Raw genomic sequence first — 3,400 nt, 5'->3', positions numbered from 1 at the left:
GGGCATGGCCCAGCGCCTGATCGAGCACTACAGAAAAGGCGATTCAATCTTGATGCTTTATCGAAAAAGTAGCGATAAGTCATTGATAGAAGAACATATTCAGTCTGTAGTTAATGTTGATTCTAGCTTGCCGTACGACGCGCGACGGCTCAAGCAACTGACCTATCACAGCGCCAAGGGCCTGCAAGCTGATGCGGTATTCCTGCTGGGAGATTGCCAGCATCTGACCAGTTCGCCTTACAAGAACCAGGTCTATCGCATGGCCGGGCTCGGCAAGGCCGGCGACAGCGAGCCCTACGACAGCGCACAGAAAGACGAGATCCTGCGTCTGGCCTACGTGGGCATCACCCGGGCGGTGAGCCATTGCTACTGGTATGTCGATGGCCAGGATACCCAGGCGGCGAATATGCCCAAGGCCTCCGACCGGATCGGCAAGGGCAAGGCGTTTTTTGCCGATCATCGTCAGGGAAAAGTGCAGGCCTGAACCTCAAGAGAGTCTTGAGTCAAAAAACCTGTGGCGAGGGAGCTTGCTCCCGCTGGGCTGCGTAGCGGCCCCAAAAATGCGACAAGCATTGCCGATTTTTGTGAGCGCTGCGCACTCAAGCGGGAGCAAGCTCCCTCGCCACAACAAGCTCGCTCGCCACAAAAGTTGCGAGGGTCGCGATCCCGGCCTATGGTCCAAGCGAGGCTTTGATTGCGACGAGGCGCTCGACTCGCTTCAGGTCGCTGTCCATCCAGTGCGGATACCCGTAGCGAGGTGACGACATGCCGAACAACTCCCGTCCCGCCGTGCTCGAACTGATCGGCAATACGCCGCTGGTGCGTATCAGCCGCTTCGATACCGGCCCATGCACACTGTTCCTCAAGCTTGAATCGCAGAACCCCGGTGGTTCGATCAAGGATCGCATCGGCCTGGCGATGATCGATGCCGCCGAGCGCGACGGTCGCCTGCGCCCCGGCGGTACCATCGTCGAGGCCACGGCCGGCAACACTGGCCTGGGGCTGGCCCTGGTCGGTCGCGCCAAGGGCTATCGGGTGGTACTGGTGGTGCCGGACAAGATGTCCACCGAGAAAGTCCTTCACCTCAAAGCGATGGGCGCCGAGGTGCATATCACCCGCTCCGACGTCGGCAAGGGCCATCCCGATTATTACCAGGACGTCGCTGCGCGGCTGGCCAAGGACATTCCCGACGCCTTCTTCGCCGATCAGTTCAACAACCCGGCCAACCCGCTGGCCCACGAGTGCAGCACCGCGCCGGAGATCTGGGCGCAGACTCAGCATGATGTGGATGCCATCGTGGTCGGTGTCGGTTCGGCTGGCACGCTGACCGGGCTGACTCGTTTCTTTCAGCGCGTACAACCGAATCTGGAAATGGTGCTGGCCGATCCGGTCGGCTCGGTGATGGCCGAATACAGCCGCAGCGGCACCCTCGGTACGCCCGGTTCCTGGGCGGTGGAGGGCATCGGCGAGGATTTCATTCCGTCGATTGCCGACCTTTCCAGCGTGCGCAAGGCCTATTCGATCAGCGACGAGGAAAGCTTCGATCATGCCCGCCAACTGCTGCGCGCCGAAGGCATTCTCGGCGGCTCTTCGACTGGCACCTTGCTGGCGGCGGCATTGCGTTACTGCCGCGAGCAGACCGAGCCGAAGCGGGTGGTCAGTTTCGTTTGCGACACCGGCACCCGTTATCTGTCGAAGATCTACAACGACCAGTGGATGAACGATCAGGGCCTGCTTGCGCGCAAACGCTACGGCGATTTGCGTGACCTGATCGCGCGGCGTTTCGAGGATGGCCGGGTGGTCAGCGTCGGCCCGGACGACACCTTGCTCACCGCCTTCCAGCGCATGCGCCTGGCGGATGTGTCGCAACTGCCGGTGCTGGTGGACGGGCAGCGGCTGGTCGGGGTCATCGACGAGTCCGATATTCTGTTTGGCGTGCATGAAGACGCCACGCACTTTCGCATGACCGTGACCAGCGCGATGACCGACAAACTCGAAACCCTGCCTCCCGGCGCCAGTCTTGCTGAACTGGAGGCGGTGCTCGACCGTGGGCTGGTGGCGATCATCGCCGATACCTCGGGCTTCCATGGCCTGATTACCCGCGTCGACATGCTCAATCACTTGCGGAGATCACTGGCATGAGTCAGCACGATGAAAGCACCGCGCCACGGGGCTTTGCCACCCGTGTGATCCATGCCGGACAGACGCCGGACCCGACCACCGGGGCGCTGATGCCACCGATTTACGCCAACTCCACCTATGCGCAGCAGAGCCCCGGTGTGCACAAGGGCTTCGATTACGGGCGTTCGCACAACCCGACGCGCTTTGCCCTGGAGCGTTGCGTGGCGGACCTTGAGGGCGGCACCCAGGCGTTCGCTTTCGCCTCCGGACTGGCGGCGATCGCCACTGTGCTCGAATTGCTCGACGCGGGTGCGCACATCGTTTCTGGCAATGATTTGTACGGCGGGACKTTCCGTCTGTTCGAACGGGTGCGCCGGCGCAGCGCGGGGCATCGCTTCAGCTTCGTCGATCTGACGAACCTGACGGCCTTCGAAGCGGCGCTGCAGGACGACACGCGAATGGTCTGGGTCGAGACGCCGAGCAATCCTTTGCTCAGCCTCACTGATCTCACCGCTGTCGCACGGATCTGTCGCGAGCGCGGCATCATCTGCGTGGCGGACAACACCTTCGCCAGCCCGTGGATCCAGCGGCCGCTGGAGCTGGGCTTCGACATCGTGTTGCACTCGACCACCAAATACCTGAACGGCCACTCCGACGTGATCGGCGGCATCGCAGTGGTCGGGCAGAATGCAGAACTGGCCGAGCGCCTGGGCTTTCTGCAGAACGCAGTGGGGGCGATCGCCGGGCCGTTCGACGCATTCCTCACCTTGCGCGGGGTGAAGACCCTGGCGCTGCGCATGGAACGTCATTGCAGCAACGCGCTGGAGTTGGCGCAATGGCTGGAACGTCAGCCGCAAGTGGCACGCGTGTATTATCCGGGCCTGGCATCGCACCCGCAGCACGAATTGGCGCGGCGGCAGATGCGCGGGTTCGGTGGGATGATTTCCGTCGAGCTGAACAGCGACCTGACGGGCGCCAGGCGTTTTCTCGAGAGTGTGCGGATCTTTGCCTTGGCCGAGAGCCTGGGCGGGGTGGAAAGCCTGATCGAGCACCCGGCGATCATGACTCACGCCACCATTCCCGCAGAAACACGCGCACAGCTAGGCATCAGCGATGCGCTGGTGCGTTTGTCTGTGGGGGTGGAGGATGTCGAAGACCTACGCGCCGATCTGGGCCAGGCGCTGATGCAAGTTGCGGCGATGCATTCCTTGTAGCAGCTGTCGAGCAGCGCGAGGCAGCGTTCGGCGGCGAAGCCGTCGTGAATCCGGCTAGTGCGGTC

3 protein-coding genes are annotated in these 3,400 nt (G+C 62.5%); all 3 read left to right on the top strand.

The features are described from left to right. On the top strand, positions 1 to 484 hold a 484-nt coding region (locus AC1DLB_RS25395; RefSeq protein ID WP_477785863.1), incomplete at its 5' end, for a 3'-5' exonuclease. Positions 485 to 765: 281 nt separating this feature from the next. Beyond that, positions 766 to 2,142, top strand: a complete 1,377-nt coding sequence (locus tag AC1DLB_RS25390) for a pyridoxal-phosphate dependent enzyme (RefSeq protein ID WP_064618027.1) — start codon at positions 766 to 768, stop codon at positions 2,140 to 2,142. After that, on the top strand, positions 2,139 to 3,335 hold the full coding sequence (locus tag AC1DLB_RS25385; RefSeq protein ID WP_477743069.1) for a cystathionine gamma-synthase: 1,197 nt from the start codon (positions 2,139 to 2,141) through the stop codon (positions 3,333 to 3,335). The genes AC1DLB_RS25390 and AC1DLB_RS25385 overlap by 4 nt, the downstream gene beginning before the upstream one ends. Positions 3,336 to 3,400 lie beyond the last annotated feature (65 nt).

This window comes from Pseudomonas sp. 05N434, assembly GCF_056396965.1.
This window is presented reverse-complemented; position numbering and strand designations above follow the sequence as displayed.